The sequence below is a fragment of the Methylovulum sp. genome (genome assembly GCF_028687615.1).
GTDB lineage: Bacteria > Pseudomonadota > Gammaproteobacteria > Methylococcales > Methylomonadaceae > Methylovulum.
In genome coordinates, this window is the sequence record NZ_JAQTZU010000011.1 from 1 (window position 1) to 19,885 (window position 19,885).

Here is a 19,885-nt window from a genome sequence, read left to right on the forward strand (position 1 = left end):
TGTGCCTGGAGCGATAAGGGGAATTGTTTTGGGCGTGAGATGGCGGCCTCCTTTCTTTAGTCTTTACTTTAAAGCTCAAGTATAATCCTATGCTTTAAATATGAAAACTTGTTGGGATTGGTATTACGCCCTTCCCTATTCCTGAATTTGCCTTAGCCGCCCAATCTTTAAGAATCCCCCCAACATGTCCAATGCCCTGGCAACTAAATCAGCAATCACTTGTGAAAACTGTAACCTCGACAAATTATGTATCCCCAAAGGCTTGAACAGGTCAGAAATCGGCGATCTCAAGCTACTGGTCAACCGTAACAACATCCGCCAGAAAGGCGAGGCAATCTACCATGCCGGCAGCCCCTTCCGAGGCATTATCGCCCTGCGCTCAGGCAGTGCAAAATTACTGAGCTTTGACCGCAACGGCAACGAAATCATCGTGGATTTTATTCTTCCCGGTGAATTGCTGGGCTTTGATGGCGTGTCTTCACAAATACATAACTGCACGGCGATTGCGCTGGAAACCGTCAATTTCTGCCATCTGCCCACCCGCCAAATTGAGGCGTTGACGCTTAACACCCCAGGTTTTTATCAAGTATTGCTACAAAGATCGTGCAGCCAATTCGACATTCAAGTGCAAAAGATACTGTTAAGCCGACGCTCCGCTGAAGAACGCGCGGCTTCATTCATCCTGCATATCTCCGACCGCCTGAAAATACGCGGTTATTCGGAATTGGAATTTCGCCTGAGCATGTCGCGTGAGGAAATCGGCAATCATTTGGGTATTGCCCATGAAACCGTGAGCAGAATTTTCAACTATTTCCAATCACTTGAAATTATTGAGATTAAAGCCAAGCACTTAAAAATAATAGACAAAAAAAAGCTGCTTAGCTTCTATAAAGATTGAAGACTAAACAGCTTGTAAAAGAGGAAGATTAAAATAACAACTGAAATTCAGCTTCGTTACTGCAAAGGCTGTATTGAGGCATCAACCAACCACGGCTGACAACGGCAGGAGGAATCCACCGCAATGTCTTTTTGCCTCAGCCCAAGAGAATACGCAGTAACTAGCAAGATACACTCTAAAAGAATGTTTATTTACGGTAGGCCGAATTGGCGGAATCTTCGGCAATCGCTTTGGCTGTCGATTCGTACTTGCCGTGTTCGCTACCTTTAATCATTAACATGACGGCAATAGCCGCCACCACTACACCAGCAACAATAAACCAGAAATTATCTTTTTCTTTTACTTCATTCATAATGTTACCACCCCATCAGGATTAAATTATTTGATAGTTGATGCCGTCGACGCGGGGCTATTTGAACAAAAAATCCCTTAAAAAAATTGAGCTGGATCAACTATTGTTGCTTTTTTGAAAAAAGCATCGAAAAATTTTGAAAAATGCGCTTCCATCCAGCGGCATAGTTAATTCTCTTGCACCCTATAGGAGCATTGGACCGATGTTATACTGTCCGCGTTATGGTAGTCCTGCAATCGGAATAATTTGTAAAAAGTCAAGCCTACCGATTTATTGGGTCGAATGCCCGTACTCCAAGGCGTACAGTCATCGCAATATTTTATTGACAAATCTATTATTATTCCGATTGCGGGACTACCCGCGTTATTTTCAACATTGACCTATTAATAACATGAGGAGATTTTGATGCCGGCATCAACCGATTTTGCAAACGATAAAAAAGCCCACCAATGGCAATTTGTCCGATTGGGTGGTTTTGATCAAGTCAAACTGGAAAGGACTGAAGATCTGGTCGCTTTAGCTGATTTGGATCAAAAGCTATGGACGGCGTTAAGTTGCCCTACCCAGGGGCTGCATTTTGATCCACGCACACTGGCGTTGCTGGACAGTGATAACGATGGGCGAATCCGTGCACCCGAAATTATTGACGCCATCCAATGGACAACGGCAAGGTTGATCAATCCGCTGGATTTGAAGCAAGGCAATAGCGTGCTGCCGCTCGCAGCGATAGACCAAGCCCATCCTGAAGGTGCAAATTTGCTGGCTTCTGCGCGGGAGGTCTTAAAAATTATCGATAAAGCCGATGCCAACGAAATTTCAATTGCCGATGTCGCCGATATTGCCCAGATTTTTGCCCATACCCGGTTTAACGGCGATGGCGTAATCCCGGTAAAAGCCGCAGACGATGAAGCCAGCCAGCAAGTCATTGAGGATATTTTAAGCTGCATCGAAGGTGTGCTGGACCGCAGTGGTGAAATGGGCGTCAATCAAGAGCAAGTGGATGGTTTTTTTGAACAGGCACAAACTTATGTCGATTGGTGGAACGTAGGTTCAGCCAGTTCCAGCCATCATTTACCGCTGGGCGCGGGAACCAAATCCGCAGTCGAAAATTACAAGCTGGTCAAGCCTAAGATCGATGATTATTTTACCCGTTGCCAATTGGCGGCATTCGACCAACAGGCGGCCACCTTGCTGAATCCCTCGGTGGCCCAGTATGAACAAATAAGCCTGCAAGATTTATCCCCTACCGACGCAGGTCTTATCGCCCTGCCCCTAGCCAAAATTGAAGCCGATAAGCCCCTATCTTTAACTACTGATCTAAACCCGGCCTGGGCCAGCCAAATAACAAAATTGCACCAAGAGGTTTTAAAACCGTTTTTAGGAAATATTGATAACTTAAGCCTCGCGCAATGGCAGGAAGTGAATGGCAAATTTAGCGATTATGACAGTTGGTTGCAAAATAAACCCGCTGGAACGCTTGAATCCTTAGACATAGACCGTTTGCAAGCAATACTGGCAGGCGGTTATCACGACGTGCTAAACCAATTGATCGCTAAAGATATGGCCTTAACCGCCGAAGCGGAAGCGATTGAATCCGTGGAGCGGCTGATTTATTACTACCGTGACTTATATCGCTTGCTTAACAACTTCGTCTCTTTCCGTGATTTTTACTCGCCCGCCCCTAACAGCATCTTCCAGGCAGGCACTTTGTATATCGATGGCAGAAGTTGCAATTTATGCCTTAGCGTGGCGGATGTAACCCAGCATAGTGCCCTGGCAAGTTCCAGCCTGATATTTCTGGCCTATTGCGAATGCACCCGCCCCGGGACCCAGGAAACGATGACCATCGCCGCCGCGTTCACCGCAGGGGATTCCGACAATTTGATGCAGGGACGTAACGGCATTTTTTATGACCGCCAAGGACATGATTGGGATGCCACCATCGTCAAAATCATCGAACATCCCATCAGCATTTCCCAAGCCTTTTGGTCGCCGTACAAGCGTTTGGGCAAAATGGTCAGTGAACAAATCGAAAAATTTGCCGCCGCCCGCGATAAAGACGCCCAAGACAAAACTCTGGCAAACACTACCGCTGTCGCGGCCGCGCCTGCATCAACAACCCCCCCGGCCCCTCCTTTTGATATTGCCAGATTTGCCGGTATTTTTGCCGCGATAGGTTTGGCGGTAGGCGCGATAGGCACGATGCTGGCTTCAATCGCCAGCGGTTTCCTGTCACTGGTCTGGTGGCAAATGCCCTTGGCCTTGCTGGGGATAATGCTGATTATTTCCGGGCCGTCAATGTTAATTGCGGCATTAAAACTACGCCACCGCAATCTGGCCCCTATCCTTGATGCCTGCGGCTGGGCCATTAACACCCAAGCCCTTATCAATATCCCATTCGGACGATTATTGACGGGCACGGCCAAGCTACCCCAAAATGCCGAGCGTCAGTTAATCGATCCATTTGCCGATAAAAAAACACCTTGGCGTAGATATTTATTGCTTGCCATATTCTTTGGCGCACTGCTGCTTGTCTGGCAAAAAAATCTTTCCCAACAATGGCTTGTAAATCCGGCTAAACCAGAGGCTGCATCGCAAACCCAAACACCAGCCCCCGCTCCGGTAACCAACAAAACCGCCAATAAACCTTAGTGCTTTCCTAAACAGCTCTGTTATCAACGCGGCCCATTCGTTGCCATTCCGGTAATAAGCACCGGAATGGCAGTTTGTGTGCATAGCCGGCATCTGACAAGAACAGTTGAATTTTAATCTTAGCTCACCTATGATTCTGGTAGCCGGTTCAATTTAGCCCGGCAATATCCAGGATAGGAGCTAATAATAATTATGAACATCATTGACTTAAGAAAAAACCTGCGAGCCTCGCCCGTTAATCGACGTGCCAGTGACCGACGCCAAAACCCCTACCCTTACGGCTCGCCAGAATGGCTGGAATTTATCCGCAAACATGGGTTGGAACAACCCGCTTATGACCGCCGCAAAATCCTCAGAAGAGCCAGCGACCAACATGCTCCCACTGAAACTAAATCCAGTGAAAAACCGTACACGCGTATTTTGCTGACCCCCGCCGAAAAAAAACTGCTCGTCGATATGTATTTGACGGATCTGGAATAGCCATAAAAATTGCTGCGCGGTTCGATTGCAGCGCTGCGCCCTCTTTCCTCATGTACCATGTAGACTCTGAACAGCCGCGTTTTCGGTTGTTGGAGCTTAGGTCTCTTGACCGCAACCGGCGGGCAGGATGGCTTTATGCCCCAGAGGGTACGCTCTCCGTGCCGCCTTTAAAACACGTCCTTAACCCGCATCACCATCAGCCTCTTTAGGCATTGCCCTAACAGCCCGTCTTATAGCCCCAATCGCCGCTTCGTTTAACAGCCCGCCCCTCTCATGCGCCAGACACAAAGCCCCTCGAAACCCCAAATAATCCGGCTTAAAAACCAACAATCTGGCAATATCGCTCTTGCGCAACGAACCCGCCAGACCACACAGCAATGATCTTTTTTTAGCCAAGGTTATAAACCGGCAAATTTCGACTTCAGTCATCACCTTGGTCAATGAGCCTTTGCGCTTATTCATCGTATCCAGCATAACACCCTTGAAACCAGCCTTTTTTAATTCCTTAATCACGCCTAGATCAGGCTGGGCATCGGCAAACAACACGGCAATCAAGGCGTGATGGGGCGTTAATACCGCCAATTTTTCTATGATCGCCATCCAGTCCCCTTCTGGGAAAAAACCGATTTTTATATAATCAACGCCCGTTGCCGCCATGACTTTGGCGGCAAAAAACACCACTTCCGGCTGCATGGGCAAATCGCCGATAGTGGCGCTGACCGGGCAACGATGATTAATGGCTTTCACAATATGTAGCACAGTATCGGTGTCCAACGCCCCCAACGCCCCATGTGCAGGCTGCTTTAAATCAATGATGTCAACTTGTGCCTCCAATACCAGCAAAGCCTCTTCAACACTCTTCACACTCGCCAGCATCCCCGTCATGCCCTTACTCCTTCGTTGAAAGCGGCGACCCTGTCCATCAACCAAGCCCACGCCTCACGCTCCCTCTCGCCCGCCGTCTTATCAAAACCAATCTTTAGATACGCCAGTTCCGCGTCAATTTTTGCCACCGGCAACAAATGCAGACGGCTGACCAAAATCGCCGCTTCCAGCACAGCAAACTGGGCGCGGTTAAAACCGGTAAACGGCGCGTGATTGACGCTATGCACGGCTTTGCAAAATAATTTGGGGCGGGTGGCATCGTCCTCTACACGCACCACTTCGACTTCGGTATGCGCCAAGGCACAGGCCAACACAGGGGCTGCGACTTTTTCCGCCGCCAGCAAAGGCCAATCCCGGCGCCCGCTCAAGCAACCGGCAAATACGCGCACATCATCGCAATAGTTCAACACGGCAACCGGATTTGCCAGCAGGTTGTCCAGCGTCGTGGACGGGCGGAATGGCAGGATGACAAAACCGTCTTCTTGCAGATGAACGCCCATCGGGGCTATGTGCGCAAGCCCTGCGCCGCTTTGAGTGGTGACTATCGTTTCTTGAATCATGCTTTTATAAATTATGGCTTCTGTAAAGTGGTTCCGGCTGGCTTAAAGCTGTGCAAATCGACTTGGGTTTCGGCTGCGTCAGTGGCGCAGCCCCAGGCCAGGGCTTGGTCTTGGGTGTAACGTTTGCCCAATTGCCAAGCAATTTCCGCCCGCGCCAATTCCACCCCCAGATAAAACGCATGGCCGCCGTCGGTTTCCACATGCAGCTTAGGATACAAGGCGAACGGGTCAGTCGCGCTGTGCATACCATCGCGGTTGAAAATATGCAGGCCCTCGCTACTGTTCTGGATGCGGAAACTAGGGTCTTTGATGTCAGCGGCGAGTTCCTGGATTTCCGCCAGCGTGTAAGGGAACGGGGCGGGTTCATGCGCGGTCATCAGACCCGGATGAATATGCTTGGGCAAGGTGTCATGCTCTTTGGCGGCGAGCATAATGCGCCGGGCGACATCGGCTTCTTTAATGGCGCGGCAAGCGTGGCGGCTGACTTCGGTCGCCAAAATGTGGTTGATGTCCAGTTCCGAACAAATCCCCAACAATACCGCGTTCATGCCCACCGTATCGGCGTGGGTCAATTCGGTGATATTGCCCACCCCCATCATGATCTCCACATCGGGATGGTTTTTTCTGACCTCATGATAACGCACAATGGATTTGGTGAAACCAAAATGGATAGGATCAAGAATAGGATCGACGATAAAGGCACGGTTTCTTGCTTGCATTCCTGCAATCGCGCGGTCTAACGAAGCCAAATCTTCATGTTGTTCGGGGATTAAAATCGGGGTCCCGGCAACTTCATCGGCAATCCATAAGGTCGATTCGTGCAGGCTCAGCAAATAATCCGCCCCCGCCTTGCCGCCGCGCAGCAAATCCTGTTCGTCCAGCGAGTCGATGCTGACCAGGAACCCTGCCTGTTTCAAGGCCTGTATCAGCTCTTCCAAATGTGGAAACGGGGTGCTGGGCAAGCAGCCAATGTCGATCACATCGGCGCCGTTATGTTGATAGTAACGGGCGCGTTCCAAGACTTCGTCAACACTTAAGTGAGGCGCATCGGTGATTTCCGCGAAGATTTTTACATGGTACTGGCTTAAATCGTAACTGTGCGCTTTTTTACCGAAATACTGCGGCAAATCTTTCAGCTCTTCCGGGCCGCGCATAATGGGCAGTTTGAAATGTTGCGACAAGGCTTCCACATCGCCACGGCAACGCCCCGGCAAGATCATCCGGTCAGCACCAAAGGTCTCATGCAAACGCCGCGCAATCATGTCGGTGGTCATCAAAGCCGCGACTTTTAGCCCCAATTGATGGACGGTGTAAGTAAAATCCGGCTGCATTTTTTCGAGGATGCGGTGTAATTGTTTTTCCGCCAGCTTACCGGTCAAAAACAGGATATGTCCGCTCATTGCAGGCTAGCCAGACGGGCTTGTATCGTTGCGATCAAATCCCCGACGCTTTCGACTACGGTGGTATATTCAAATTGGCGCAATTTATCCGTACCTTCCAGGTCAATCTTGCGCGGATACACCATCACTTTGCCGCCAGGTGCCGTGGTTTCCATTTCCGGCGCAATGTCGCACGGATAAACGATGCTCGGAATCCGGCATTTGCCCGCTTGCGAATACAGGTTCGTCACTAGCGTGTCGGCAATGCCCAATACGCATTTGGCAACGGTGTTGGACGTGGTCGGCGCCATCACAAAAGTATGGTAATAGCCTTTGTAAAATAGCCCGACCGGGGGGGCAGATGCCGCTTTGTCGCGGTACACGGGCATTTTCGCACGGAGATCATCCAGCTTGATGCGGTACATTTTCAGCACTTCCTCGCCCGCCGGGCTGATGTACAAGTCCACCGCATCCAAGGTCATCAGATACGCGATACAGTCTTCAATATAGTGGCCTGAACCGGTCATCGCCCAGGCTAATCGAGGTTTGTGCATTGGTGCCGTCTAATTGGTGGTGTCTAATAAGTCATTATAACCGAATCGCAACGGCGGCGGGGTTACCGCTTTGAATTAGGGCATAGATAACTTGGCGGATGGCGTTCGGGTCAATTAACATCCGGCTATGCTTCTATAACTATTTGTTTTAAATTGTTTTTATATCAACTATTACCCATGCGCCGCATATTTTTCCCCTATGCAAACGTGCCCAAAAAGCCAATACGGCAATAAAATTACTTTTCCACGCGCCATTTGTGCCCAATAAAAATATCCCCGGCTTAGGCCCTGAATAGTGACAGCATCTAACTTTTACATAATCGCTTACCCAATCAGATGGGTACATCCTATAATGGCCAGTTAGGATTTTGCCCTGACCGATAAAGCCAGCCATTACCCGCAGCCCTTATACCAAAATCAACACCCCCCGTACGCACAGGAGCTTCACGCCATGTTCAACCCGTTTTACAAACCGCTCATCATGGGAATTTTAAATGTCACGCCCGATAGCTTTTCCGATGGTGGTCGCTACAGTGATGTTGAAAGCGCGGTCCGACAAGTGCAAAAAATGCTGGGCGAAGGTGTGGATGTCATTGATATAGGTGGCGAATCGACGCGCCCTGGTTCTGAACCCGTAGCTGCGGAAGAACAAATCCGCCGCGTCATTCCGGTGATACACGCCATCCGCGAATTCACCGATGTGCTGATCAGCATAGACACCACGTCCAGCACCGTCGCCAAAACCGCCGTGGAGGCGGGGGCGAACATGATCAATGATGTTTCGGGCGGCCTGAATGATGTGGAAATGCTGCCCTTGGCCGCTGAAGCCGATGTGCCGATTATTTTGATGCACACCCAAGGCACACCAAAAACCATGCAGGATAACCCTTATTATGAAGATGTGGTGCGGGAAGTGCGCGACGCATTGCAAGAGCGGATTGCCACGGCCCTGGCAGCGGGTGTTGAAAGAAAAAATATCGCCCTTGATCCCGGCATAGGTTTTGGCAAACGCAAACAGGACAATCTGGATTTGCTAGCGCATCTGGATGTGTTGGTGGCCCTGGGTTTCCCGGTGTTGCTGGGAACTAGCCGCAAACGTTTTATGGGCAGTATTTGTGATGTGTCCGAACCCGCCGAATTGGTCACGGCAACCGCAGTGACCACAGCATTAGGGGTGATGGCTGGAGTAAAAATATTCCGTGTCCACGATGTCAAAGAAAACCGCCAGGCGGCAGATGTGGCTTGGGCGATTAGGCAACGTGGTTGATACGACGCACTGTTCACGAAAAACACGAAAAAAAACCTCATGGGAAATGAACGCGGGACGGGGTTTGAACCCATACGCATCAAGCTAAGGAATTTTTTCCACGAAAAACACGAAAATTTATCTAGTTTTTTTCGTGTTTTTTCGTGTTTTTCGTGGACATATCACTTTGCTCGCACCCAACCGTTTTGTGTTGTCCCGCCCCGTGTACCTTTCGTACTTTTCGTTGACATTATCCTTAAGAAATAACGGCTACTTATGCGACTGCAAAATCACCTGCAACGCGGTAATTTCGGCATGGTCGCAAATTTCCGTAGGCCGTCCCATGCACAAGCGCAGGAACACCCTCGCCCCGGCAATCCCGTTAATGACAAAGGAAATGGCGATTAACGCGGCTATCCAAGCGTGTTGCGTACTGGCATGGTAAAGCAATAAATCCTCGCCAATGAAGGCGGGCGTAATGGGGAAGCCCACCAATCCGAGGAAACTCAAAAACAACAGCATCGCCAAACCCGGATAGGTTTCCGCCATCGCCCGATAGGCAAAGGGCGAATCGGCAAATTGCTCTTTGCCGGGCAGTTTGCTTAACACCAACAGGCCCAACAGCCATGACGGGACGATGCCGGTCATAAATAACAAAATATCAATCCGGGCGGTGGGCTGGAGCAACCACACGGCCACCGCCGCCAACAAACAGCTCATGGCGATGGCGTTCCAAACCCAGACGAAGCTGTGTTTCTGGCTGAACGCACTCAGCGATGCCAAAACCATCATGAGGGCAACCGGAATCGCCATAAAATGGGCCGCCATAAGGCCAAAATGGATTAGCGACCCGAAAACGGCGAACACGCTGCCGCCCACCAGCAATTTTTCCCAGATTTTACAGGCGTTGATGGTTGCGCCTATCCGTTTTAAAGGCGTCCACAGCACTGAACGCACCAGCCGCTCCAAATTGCCTTCTTGCAAGGCGAAAACATATAAAGTGTTTTGCAAAACCTCCGGCAAGGTGTCACGGATGGACACGGGCAAATAATTTTGCATGTTTTGGGTATTAAAGCCCATTTCGGTGTCAATCGCCCCTTCCACACGCAACATGTGCGCGACAATGGACGGTGACACCAGTAATTGGTAGCAACGTAAAAACGCATTGCCCAAAAAGTGGAACAACACCAGCGTTTCCAAACCAGCCGCTAATTCCATAAACATAATACCAACCTGCGTGATCGACGAATAAGCAATCTGGCCTTTAATATTGGCCTGGGTTTTTTCTGAAATACTGGCAACGACTACCGTCAACAAACCGATGCAAAACACGATCAGGCGCGTGAAAATGTGGTAACTCCAGATGGGGGTGGTACGCAACAACAGAAATACCCCCAAATGCACGGACAATGCCCCATAAAAAATCGCGCTCGACGGCGTTGGCCCTTCCATCGCCCTAGGCAGCCAGAAACAAAAAGGGAATTGCGCCGATTTTCCCGACGCGGCGATAAAAATCAGCAAGGACATCAGCAGCAAGGCCGGATAACTGGCGGGGGACGGCGCACTGTGCTCAAACAACACCGCCAACTGGCTGAAATGGTCGCTCTCATGGAACAACAAATGGCTCATCCAGGCGCCCAGCAACAGGCCAATGTCACAAAAGCGATACACCGTATAGGCCCTCAAGGCATTGCGCACAGGCTGGACACGATGACGGTAAAAGGCGATCAATAAAAACGATGAAATGCCGACAATTTCCCAACCCGCAAACAACATGTCGATGGAACCCGCCAGAATAACCATGTTCAGGCCGAACGCAAACCCGAAAATGGTCAAAAAGAAACGTTTGTAACCGGATTCACGGTGCAAATAATTACGGCAATAGCGCACGATAATCGAAAAAATGACCCATATCGCAAACAGATAAGCCGCGCCCACTTCATCCAGATAAAACAGGATAGGGAAGCGGTAGCTGCCATGTTCATATAAGGTGAACCATTCAAATTCATAGCCCGAAAACCCGTGCTTGGCCCAAACCACCAGCAACGCCAAGATGCTCAGGCCCATGGCATGGGTGGCCCAGAAACTGATCGCGGCGATGCTTTTTTCGTTGTTGCCCAACAATGCGATGAGCAGCAAGCCTGCCAACGGCAAAAATTGGCAAGTCAATAACAGTAAATTCATGATGCTCTCCGTAATTGGTGGACAGGAATAGTGGCTTTTTGCCCGGCAGTAATCGTTTCCGAACACACATCTTCAGGTATATCACCTATCATTGACAAATCCACCGCTTCCCATCCGGTGCTGAAATAATAAAACAACTCGCGGCTGACCGGATGGCAGGACACCAGCCTTACCCAGTCATTGTCCAGCCATTCGGTCAACGCGCCCAGTTTGCCGAAGGCCTTATCCAAAATATCGGTGGTTTGCTCAATCACAATCAGCAAACGCGCCGGTTCATGGACTTCAATCATTTGCGACGGCAAACCCGTGCGTAAATCGCCTTCGACACCATTCGCCACGCCCAGCAAGCCGATGACGTTATGCGGCAGTTTTGTCCCGGCGCCATAGATCGAGTTGTCAATGCGTGAAAACAGATATTCCAGATTGATGCCGCCGCACACAGGAATAATCGCCGAAAGGATTTTTACAATCAGCACACCTTCTGGATCGGAATCGGGATCGTAGGAATGCAGGAATGCACGGCGGTCAAGGAACAAATCCTCAGTCAAGCTGCGTCTGCCAACGATGCTGTAAAGGTTGTTGGAATGGTTCAGTTCAGGCCGAGGTTCAAATATCGACGTTGCCCGGGTGAGGACATGTTCGTGCGCCGCTTCGTAAGATGGCGATTGCGGGCCCAATTCAAACCACCGGCAACGCTCTTGGGCGTTTTTCTCCAAGGCTTCCTGCATGGCTTGCTGGAATACCGGCAACTGATGGACGGTTTGGGGCAACAAGTGCTTATCGAAATAAACAATTTCATCACGGCTGGTATTGTGCAAGGCAGGAACAAAATATGTACTGTCAGGAATGACAATCCCGCGTTCGCCGAGGATTGCCCGGACATTTTCGTGGTTCGCCATCCAGGCAAACGCCCGCGCATTCGGTGCGCCGGGTTTGCCCGAACACGCCCCGCAATCATAAGCGGCAAAATGCGGATTGTTGGTGCTGCTGGAACCATGCGCCACAACGACGACCAAGGGTGCAAAATTTTTAGTCAAACCGATATTGCGCAACAAGCCTTCAATTTTGTCCGCCATTTCCGAAAACGAAAAGCCCAGCAATTTGCCATCTTCAGTCGGTTCATCACTCTCGCGTAACAAATGCAGATGGGTATGCGAGTCTACTTCACTGAGTTTTTTGATTTTCAACAACTGTGACCCGGGGCGGAAAACGTCCCAAACCATCCGTGCGGCATAACTTATCCCCAAAAGCTGGGTAAACAGCCAACCCCGCAACAGCGAATGCGGCTTGATGTGCAAAGCCGAAAAACTGTCAGCCACCGATACCGAATCTTCTTCGACTTGTAAATTTGTTTCCCGGATCAAATGCTTGGGAGTAACAATATTGGGGCATTGCGCAACCGGATAGGCATCGTCAAAGCCTTGGTAAAAAAAATCAATGCCAAAAAATCCGGCAGCCCCGAAAGTCTCAATACCGGCATGGGTTTCTTCCAAATGTCGGCGCAAAGAGCATTCGCGGTCATCAATACAAAAAAAGGCTTGCGCAATCGCTTGGGGTTTAGCCATTTCCTGACCAACGCGTGGTTTTAACGCCGCCAACAATTCGGCATGCAGCGAAAATTCCATCGCCTCATGCCAAACTTTCAGCCGTAACGGAATAACGATTTTTTCCTCGTAATCGCTCAGCAATGGCAGTTTATTTAAGTTCGGTAATTTGGCAATGCTGGCAAAATGTTGACCGCGTTTTTTCTGGACGACAGCCAATTCCGCCATCAGCTCCACCGCAAGCATTTCTTTCAGGGAAATCTGCCGACGCTCCAGGAGAATTTTCGGGTCGAGTTCGATAAGCCGCACCATCCCCGCCCAGCCGGGATGCGCCAGCAGCAGCTCCAACAAATACTGTTCATACAAGGATTCTGAGCCGACGATTTTATCAAGGCAGGTTAAAATCACCGTTTCGGGTTCAAGATTTAACAAGTCCCTGACACCGGCTTCATGAAAAGGGTACAAAGGTAAAAAGCTGTTTTGCGCCAACCGACGGATACAATCCCAAAAACTTTCGTTAGGCTTAGGCATGGTCCAGTGGCTAATGCCTTGATCTAAAAAATTCGCCAACAACCGGAACATAATCGGATGCACCAGCGAATTTATGTCGACTTCCAAATGGGTCAGCCAATGGTTGCGGATGCCGTGGTTCGCCAATGACATCGGCGGATAATGGGCGGTGTGGTCATCGACAAACAAACGTTCGCGCAAGGACTCCGCGCCTTTATGACCAACGTGGGAATGGGCAATCGCCCAATCTATCGCAAAATCTTTGATCCGTCCTTGCCGATATAAATCCTGATAGTCCGCCAGTGGCAAATAGCTACGCGCACCGAACACTTTCCCCGCCAACGCGATGCCTTTGTGAAACGGGTAATGCTGGACTGCATGTAAGGTATTGTGATGGATAAAATCTTTAATCGGCCCTTGGGTAGGCAACCAGTGAGCAATGCGGTCGATTACGTTATCGAGATTAAAAGGGGCGTCTTCGGCGGCCGCCGAAACATGATGGTGTATGGAGTGGACGTGAGGATGTGTGGCTGTCATAGCATGAAACCTGCAAAATAAAGCGGAATTGCGCAACAATATCCACAGCACAATTTATGCCTACTATCAAGCCATTGATTTTAATATTTTTTTATTCGCAAGCTATTTATCAATGGTGGTATTGCCCCACATTACGGTTGATTTAAACCAATTCCATCCATTTAAACTCCCACATCAAATCTTGGTATGTCCCTTTGTTTTTGATAAATATGTCTGCCAAATTGGTTGGCAAAATGGCTACGTCAAGCGGAATACTCATATCCCCTGCTTATTTTGTTAAATAACAATGAACTTCATAAGTTTATGCTGGTAATGCGCTGGTCTTTGCATTTACCCGGACGCAGTATGCCCAATCTATAAATTAAACAATTTATATAAGCTCTTCAAATTCACCAGGTTCTGATGGTATATTGGCGCGGACATAATAAGTGCGTTAAAGCACAGACTAATAACGAGGAGAGTTTTATAATGATAAATGAAGGCGTCGATAATTCTAAGCGCCAGTTTTTGACCTCGGCTTTAACCGTGGTTGGCGCAGTCGGCACCGGCTTTTTAGCCGTGCCTTTTCTAGCTCAAATGCAGCCCAGCGTCAAAGCAATGGCGGCAGGGGCTCCGGTTGAAGTCGATATCAGTAAAATGGAAACCGGTCAACTGATTCGGGTGGCATGGCGAGGCAAACCCGTCTGGATCCTGAACCGGACACCTGAAGTTTTAGAAACCTTAAAAACCCTCGATTCCAAACTGCGGGATCCTCAATCTTTGGAATCCATACAACCCGCTTCTAGCAAAAATCCAGGCCGTTCCATCAAGCCGGAAGTTTTCGTTGCCGTGGGTTTATGCACCCATTTAGGCTGTTCGCCCACCTTCAGACCGGAAATAGCCCCCAGCGATTTAGGTGAAGGCTGGAAAGGCGGCTTTTTCTGTCCTTGCCACGGTTCCTGGTTTGACTTGGCCGGCCGGGTTTTCCAAGGCGTACCGGCACCGACCAATCTGGAAATCCCGCCTTATCGCTATATCAGCGACACACAACTTATCATCGGCGAACCTGAAGAAGGAAAAAGCGCATGAAAACTAATTGGTTCACTTCATCCGGCAACTGGATCTTAGACCGTTTTCCGCTCACTAAATTGTGGAATGACCACATGGCGCATTATTACGCGCCGAAAAATTTCAATTTCTGGTACTTTTTTGGCTCGCTGGCCTTGCTGGTCTTGGTCAACCAGTTTGTGACCGGCATTTTATTGACCATGAACTACAAGCCCGATGCCAAACTGGCGTTTGACTCGGTGGAATACATCATGCGTGATGTCCACTGGGGCTGGCTGATCCGCTACATGCACTCGACGGGTGCATCGGCATTTTTTATTGTCATTTACCTGCACATGTTCAGGGGGCTAATGTATGGCTCTTTCAAACAGCCACGCGAATTGGTGTGGATATTCGGCATGTTGCTTTTTGTCGCGCTGATGGCCGAAGCCTTTATGGGCTATTTGTTGCCTTGGGGACAAATGTCCTACTGGGGCGCGCAGGTCATCATCTCGTTGTTCAGCGCGATTCCGGTGATCGGTGACGAATTATCCCTGTGGGTGCGCGGCGATTATGTCGTTTCCGATGCCACCTTGAACCGCTTCTTCGCCTTCCATGTCATTTCCGTGCCGTTGGTGTTGGTGATGTTGGTGTTCCTGCATATCGTGGCCCTGCACGAAGTCGGCTCCAACAATCCTGACGGCATTGACATCAAAAAATATAAAAATGAACAGGGCGTCCCTTTAGATGGCATTCCATTCCACCCTTATTACACTGTCAAGGACATTGCCGGCGTTGGCGTGTTTTTGATATTTTTCGCAACGGTGATTTTTTACATGCCGGAAATGGGTGGTTATTTCCTCGAACATGCCAATTTTATTCCCGCTGATCCGTTAAAAACACCGGAGCATATCGCCCCTGTTTGGTACTTCACGCCGTTCTACGCCATTTTACGGGCTATTCCAGATAAATTCGCCGGGGTTATCGGTATGGGCGGCGCGATTGTCGTCTTGTTCTTACTACCGTGGCTAGATCGTAATCCAGTCAGATCCATACGCTACCGAGGTGGCATTTATAAAAAAGCCCTGTTGATGTTCGCCATCAGTTTTCTGGTTTTAGGCTATTTAGGCACACAACCGGCAACGCCAAGCGCAACCATTGTCGCACGTATTTTTACAGCAATTTACTTTGGTTTCTTTTTGCTGATGCCAATTTATACCCGCTGGGAAAAAACCAAACCGGTTCCTACCCGCACTACCGAACATCATTCCATTGATGAGCAATTGCCTGCATTGTTGGAAGAAATCACTGAATTGAAACCGGCAACCAGCGAAATTGATCATGGTGTATTCCGAAGCTCTTTTTTCAGTAGACGGCCTAGCCCTACTGGCATACGCCATGTCCTAACCCGATTTGCAAAAAAACTGGTAGAGAGCCTCGACTAATATGAAAAATTTTCTAACCTTATCTTTATTACTGCTGTCACTGGCGGCCAACGCCTCTGAAAGCGTCAAACTTGATGACGCCGATATTGACCTTGCCGATAAAATATCTTTATTGCGCGGTGCCAAACATTTTGTCACCAACTGCCTAGGTTGCCACTCCATTAAACATATCCGTTACCTGCGTATCGCCAAAGATATGGAAGTGGATGAAAAAATGATCCTGAATGACATCGCGCCACTGGGAGCGGGCATTTATGACCAAATCCACAGTGCCATGAACAAACACGACGCCGAAAAATGGTTTGGCACCCAACCGCCTGATTTATCATTGATTGCCCGCTCGCGCGGAGCCGATTGGTTGTATAGCTATCTAAAAAGTTATTACATCGACCCCAAACGGCCTTTCGGCGTCAACAATATGATTTTTCAGGATACCGCCATGCCGAACCCATTTTGGAAATTGCAGGGTGAACAACAAGCCGTAACCAGAAAAACTATTTATGGCGACCACACTGAATTAGAAATCGAAGAACCCGGCACTTTAAGCGAAAAAGAATTCGACATTATGGTCAACGACTTGGTGAATTTTTTAGTTTACGTTGGAGAGCCCGTACAATTGGAAAGACGGCAAATGGGTAAATATGTGTTGCTTTTTCTGTTGATTTTCTTTGTTGTTGGTTATTTACTGAAAAAAGAATATTGGAAAGATATACATTAATCAGCAAGTTATGAAACTTGTAGATTTTATCCTTACTATTGCGGGGGGGATGCTTATGTTGGAACGGTCTTTCGATCTGCTCCTTCCCCCTTGCAATCTGGATTTGCTTCGCACTCTAACGGCGGTATCCCTGCCGGACAATTCCTTTTTCGCCCCCTGATCAACAATCCCGAACCCGTTCCTCTTTTTAAAACGAGAGAAACCAGACAATCAATAAATCCTTTCCCCTTTTTCAGAAGAGGGAAGTGGAACGTCAAAAAGTAGTTGTTGAGCCAGAATTGTTTCGAGTTTCCTGCACCGATTCCATGCCGGGATGACGGACTATATCCGAGCAGTTGTAACCGCAACGACTACCTGTCAAAAAAACCAGAAAAGTTGCTAAATCAAGGAACACACCAATAGTAAATTCTACTAATCGTGAATTATTGTCTTGGGAAATTAGGATTTGTGGAGGATAACCTAAACAACGCGGTTATATTATTATTGATGGATTGATAATTTTAGGTTATCAAAAAAAACGAAGCTACTGAACACAAATTGCCGTAGCCAGATATAAAACTTGCTAGCATCCAAGTTGATTAAAAACTTTAAAGTGCCTCATTATTTGCAGGCATCTTCTGTAACTAGCCCATATAGAAGATCAACGCAGTTCGACTTAGCGAGTTGCTACTTCACTGCGCTGATTCCCATTTAGTCAACGATACCGCACTTTTCACGGGAAACATCTACGCGGTCGCGTAGCTCTTTACCTGGCTTAAAATGCGGCACATATTTTTTTGATAGCGTTACCGACTCGCCCGTCTTAGGGTTACGCCCGACACGCGGTGGACGCATATGTAGGGAAAAACTGCCAAAACCTCTGATTTCGATTCTTTCACCAGTAGATAATGCCTCATTCATTTTTTCAATGATACATTTGACTGCCAGCTCCACATCCTTTAAAGCCAGATGTGGTTGTTGTTTAGCTAAGGCTTCAATTAATTCGGATTTTGTCACATTCTATCCTATGTTTTAAATCCACACCCGTGCATCCGATGGGCGAAACGCCACCCACATTGTTGTGGGTGGCTTATCCTCTCCGTCAGCGACGAGGTTACCAAAAACGATAGCGCTGCTTACACAGCACCGTCACCTGTCAATAATTCCCCTAAAGAGAGAAGTTTGTTTCATTTAGATTACAAGAAAAAATCAAACGCGACAGATATGCCTTTACGGCATATCTGCTGTGATAATTTTACTTTTCAATTTGTTTAAAGATATCCGCAAAAGTTGGTGTACCAACGGATTGCTGGGAATGATCTTTAATGGTATGGGTTTCTTCGTCTTGATCTTTCGCTTTGATGGACAAAGAAATGGATTTGCTCTTTTTGTCCACACCAATGAACTTGGCTTCCAGGGTATCGCCTTCTTTCAGCAAAGTCCGCGCATCTTCAACACGGTCACGCTGGATTTCAGAAGCACGCAGATAACCTTCAACATGGTCAGCCAATGTCACCACGGCGCCTTTGGCATCAACTTCTTTAATCGTGCCTTTCACCAAGCTGCCTTTCTCGTGGGTCGCAAGGAAATTTTGGAATGGGTCTTGCTCCAATTGCTTGATACCTAAAGAGATACGCTCGCGTTCGGAATCAACTGCCAAGATGACGGTTTCCAGTTCATCGCCTTTCTTGAATTCACGCACTGATGCTTCGCCGCCTTCCGCCCAAGAAATGTCGGACATGTGCACCAAACCATCAATACCGCCATCCAAGCCGATAAAGATGCCAAAATCAGTGATGGATTTGATTTTACCGGAGATTTTGTCACCTTTGTTATGAGTCGCCGCGAATTCATCCCAAGGATTGGTTTTGCATTGTTTCATGCCCAATGAAATACGACGGCGTTCTTCGTCAATTTCCAGAACCATGATTTCAACTTCGTCACCTAATTGAACCAGTTTGGATGGGTTGACGTTTTTGTTCGTCCAGTCCATTTCGGAAACGTGGACCAAACCTTCAACGCCTTCTTCAATCTCAACGAAACAGCCGTAATCAGTCAAGTTGTTGACTTTACCGAACACGCGGGTCCCGGCTGGATAACGGCGGGCGATGTTTTGCCAGGGATCTTCGTTCATTTGTTTCATGCCCAACGACACGCGATTTTTGTCTTTGTCGTATTTCAGCACCTTAACTTTAATTTCTTGGCCGATTTCCACACACTCGGAAGGGTGGCGGACACGTCTCCAGGCCATGTCAGTGATATGCAACAAACCGTCAATACCACCCAAATCAATGAACGCGCCGTAATCGGTCAGGTTTTTGACTACGCCGACCACTGTTGCGCCTTCTTCCAGGGTTTTCAGCAATTCTTCCCTTTCGGCACTGTATTCTTTTTCGACGACGGCACGACGTGACAGGACAACATTGTTACGTTTTTGGTCAATTTTGATGACTTTAAAGTCAAGGTCGCGGTTTTCTAGGAACGTGGTGTCGCGGATTGGACGCACATCAACAAGCGACCCGGGCAAGAAAGCCCGCAACGCGCCAACGGCCACAGTGAAACCACCACGGACTTTGCCAGTGATGCGCCCCACGATAGTCGCTTCTTTTTCAAATGCCGTTTCAAGTTCAGACCACGCTTTGTTTTTCTTCGCTTTATCTCGGGAAAGAAGGGTAGCACCTAAACCATCTTCAAATAAATCCAATGCGACTTCGATTTCATCGCCAATGGCAACTTCCAATTCGCCATCGTTATTGAGAAATTGCCATTTAGGAATGACGCCTTCTGATTTGGAATGGGTGCTGACGATGACCATATCGTTTTCGATGTCAATCACTGTACCCATTAACATGGCACCAGGACTCATTTTGGTCTTGGTTAAACTTTCTTCAAGTAATGCTGCAAAGCTTTCGCTCATTTTCTATTCCCAAGCAGGC

16 protein-coding genes are annotated in these 19,885 nt (G+C 48.5%); 7 read left to right on the forward strand and 9 right to left on the reverse strand.

The window, feature by feature from the left end:
* The first annotated feature begins 184 nt into the window (after positions 1–184).
* Positions 185–898, forward strand: coding sequence for a helix-turn-helix domain-containing protein (locus tag PHH59_RS08385; RefSeq protein ID WP_300014102.1), 714 nt, complete (start codon positions 185–187; stop codon positions 896–898).
* A gap of 187 nt (positions 899–1,085) precedes the next feature.
* Here PHH59_RS08385 and PHH59_RS08390 read toward each other — a convergent pair whose 3' ends face one another.
* Entirely contained in the window at positions 1,086–1,250 is a 165-nt protein-coding gene (locus tag PHH59_RS08390; protein WP_300014106.1) for a hypothetical protein, read from the reverse strand.
* A gap of 405 nt (positions 1,251–1,655) precedes the next feature.
* Between PHH59_RS08390 and PHH59_RS08395 the strand changes: the two genes are divergently transcribed.
* Together PHH59_RS08395 and PHH59_RS08400 are read left to right on the forward strand one after the other, a co-directional pair.
* Positions 1,656–3,902 (forward strand): hypothetical protein, encoded by a 2,247-nt coding sequence (locus PHH59_RS08395; protein ID WP_300014109.1) that lies wholly within the window; start codon positions 1,656–1,658, stop codon positions 3,900–3,902.
* Between the two features lie 192 nt (positions 3,903–4,094).
* Positions 4,095–4,382, forward strand: a complete 288-nt coding sequence (locus PHH59_RS08400; protein WP_300014113.1) for a hypothetical protein — start codon at positions 4,095–4,097, stop codon at positions 4,380–4,382.
* Between the two features lie 180 nt (positions 4,383–4,562).
* Here PHH59_RS08400 and PHH59_RS08405 read toward each other — a convergent pair whose 3' ends face one another.
* Genes PHH59_RS08405 through PHH59_RS08420 form a run of 4 tightly spaced genes read right to left on the reverse strand, consistent with a single transcriptional unit; the run spans position 4,563 to position 7,760 of the window.
* Positions 4,563–5,267: a (5-formylfuran-3-yl)methyl phosphate synthase gene (locus PHH59_RS08405; protein WP_300014116.1), complete on the reverse strand. Its 705-nt coding sequence runs from the start codon at positions 5,265–5,267 to the stop codon at positions 4,563–4,565.
* Positions 5,264–5,827 (reverse strand): DUF447 domain-containing protein, encoded by a 564-nt coding sequence (locus tag PHH59_RS08410; RefSeq protein ID WP_300014119.1) that lies wholly within the window; start codon positions 5,825–5,827, stop codon positions 5,264–5,266. Before PHH59_RS08410 ends, PHH59_RS08405 begins: the two co-directional genes overlap by 4 nt.
* Before the next feature lie 11 nt (positions 5,828–5,838).
* Positions 5,839–7,227, reverse strand: coding sequence for a DUF6513 domain-containing protein (locus PHH59_RS08415; protein WP_300014122.1), 1,389 nt, complete (start codon positions 7,225–7,227; stop codon positions 5,839–5,841).
* Positions 7,224–7,760: a flavoprotein gene (locus tag PHH59_RS08420; protein WP_300014125.1), complete on the reverse strand. Its 537-nt coding sequence runs from the start codon at positions 7,758–7,760 to the stop codon at positions 7,224–7,226. Before PHH59_RS08420 ends, PHH59_RS08415 begins: the two co-directional genes overlap by 4 nt.
* Positions 7,761–8,211: 451 nt before the next feature.
* On the opposite strand from PHH59_RS08420, the gene folP reads away from it, so the two are divergent.
* On the forward strand, positions 8,212–9,027 hold the full coding sequence (folP, locus tag PHH59_RS08425) for a dihydropteroate synthase (RefSeq protein ID WP_300014128.1): 816 nt from the start codon (positions 8,212–8,214) through the stop codon (positions 9,025–9,027).
* Between the two features lie 249 nt (positions 9,028–9,276).
* Here the strand turns inward: folP and PHH59_RS08430 are convergent, their stop codons facing one another.
* Both PHH59_RS08430 and PHH59_RS08435 read right to left on the reverse strand, forming a co-directional pair.
* Positions 9,277–11,190, reverse strand: coding sequence for a proton-conducting transporter membrane subunit (locus tag PHH59_RS08430; protein ID WP_300014131.1), 1,914 nt, complete (start codon positions 11,188–11,190; stop codon positions 9,277–9,279).
* Positions 11,187–13,781, reverse strand: a complete 2,595-nt coding sequence (locus PHH59_RS08435) for a YbcC family protein (RefSeq protein ID WP_300014134.1) — start codon at positions 13,779–13,781, stop codon at positions 11,187–11,189. The genes PHH59_RS08430 and PHH59_RS08435 overlap by 4 nt, the downstream gene beginning before the upstream one ends.
* 468 nt (positions 13,782–14,249) lie before the next feature.
* On the opposite strand from PHH59_RS08435, the gene petA reads away from it, so the two are divergent.
* The 3 genes from petA to PHH59_RS08450 are packed head-to-tail and all read left to right on the forward strand — an operon-like array spanning position 14,250 to position 16,970.
* Complete coding sequence (petA, locus tag PHH59_RS08440) at positions 14,250–14,849, forward strand: ubiquinol-cytochrome c reductase iron-sulfur subunit (protein WP_300014137.1); 600 nt, start codon at positions 14,250–14,252, stop codon at positions 14,847–14,849.
* A complete protein-coding gene (locus tag PHH59_RS08445) occupies positions 14,846–16,252 on the forward strand; it encodes a cytochrome bc complex cytochrome b subunit (protein ID WP_300014140.1) in 1,407 nt (468 codons plus the stop codon). Before petA ends, PHH59_RS08445 begins: the two co-directional genes overlap by 4 nt.
* Position 16,253: 1 nt before the next feature.
* Complete coding sequence (locus PHH59_RS08450; protein WP_300014143.1) at positions 16,254–16,970, forward strand: cytochrome c1; 717 nt, start codon at positions 16,254–16,256, stop codon at positions 16,968–16,970.
* 690 nt (positions 16,971–17,660) lie between these two features.
* Here the strand turns inward: PHH59_RS08450 and PHH59_RS08455 are convergent.
* Together PHH59_RS08455 and rpsA are read right to left on the reverse strand one after the other, a co-directional pair.
* The gene (locus PHH59_RS08455) at positions 17,661–17,966 is read right to left on the reverse strand and encodes an integration host factor subunit beta (protein WP_300014146.1); all 306 of its coding nucleotides are present in this window, start codon (positions 17,964–17,966) and stop codon (positions 17,661–17,663) included.
* A gap of 238 nt (positions 17,967–18,204) precedes the next feature.
* A complete protein-coding gene (gene rpsA, locus PHH59_RS08460) occupies positions 18,205–19,866 on the reverse strand; it encodes a 30S ribosomal protein S1 (RefSeq protein WP_300014149.1) in 1,662 nt (553 codons plus the stop codon).
* Between the last annotated feature and the right edge of the window lie 19 nt (positions 19,867–19,885).